The following is a 712-nucleotide window of genomic DNA, read 5'->3' as shown; positions in this document are numbered from 1 at the left end:
CCCCGCGCTGGTGCCGCTCGGCGACGGCCTGCTGGCCGCCGTGCGCGACTGACCGACCTTCACAGATATGGCCCTGACCGGCGCTGCGCGCTCCGCCACGCAACAATCGAGCAGCACCGGCAGCACCGGCTTCGGTGTCGGAGTATGCGGCCCGGAGCGTGCCTGGAACCGTTACGAGGCGGGCACTACCGAAGGGTCCTACCTCGACAACTTCCGGCATGTGGTGGGCTCGCCCCTACCAGCGACTACGAGACGATCCGCAAGCGTGGCAGAACTACCTGGCCGAGCGCCGGGACCGGGACGCCCTGGCCTGATGCGGCCATGATCTGGCACGGCGAAGTCTACAACGTCGACCTCGGCCAACCGATCGGACACGAACCCGGCTTCGCCCGACCCGCCGTCGTGGTGTCAGTCGACATCGTCGACAAACACGTCGTACGCGCGCGGCGGCCAACTCCGGGTGATTTCCAATCAACGCCTGGCCTCGCGGCTCGGCCGCGTCAAGCCCGACGAACTCCGAGCCATCGATCAGGCATTGCGGTTCGTGCTCGACTTGTGAAGGTTTGCACGGTCTGTGCCTGTAAAGCTGCCTGGGCGGTGTGCGCTTCCGGTTAGTGCCCTACCTTTGGCGATCGCTCTAGATCCAGACACCCTTGCCGACCGCGACCACACCGCCGGCGCTGATCGCGAAGCGTTCCCGATCCTTCTCCAG

The 712-nt window shown here is 66.4% G+C and carries 1 protein-coding gene and 1 pseudogene; one reads left to right on the top strand and one right to left on the bottom strand.

The window, feature by feature from the left end; genetic code table 11:
- Positions 1-321 precede the first annotated feature (321 nt).
- Positions 322-559: pseudogene (locus tag F6Q13_RS20385) on the top strand (type II toxin-antitoxin system PemK/MazF family toxin).
- Positions 560-637: 78 nt separating this feature from the next.
- On the opposite strand, the gene F6Q13_RS18710 reads toward F6Q13_RS20385, so the two are convergent.
- Positions 638-712, bottom strand: a 75-nt coding sequence (locus F6Q13_RS18710) for a hypothetical protein (RefSeq protein ID WP_293059720.1), incomplete at its 5' end; no start/stop codon positions are given.

This window comes from Mycobacterium sp., from assembly GCF_008709575.1.
In the GTDB taxonomy this organism is placed as follows: Bacteria; Actinomycetota; Actinomycetes; order Mycobacteriales; family Mycobacteriaceae; genus Mycobacterium.
The sequence above is the reverse complement of the archived record's forward strand: the minus strand, read 5'-3'. Positions and strand labels throughout refer to the sequence as shown.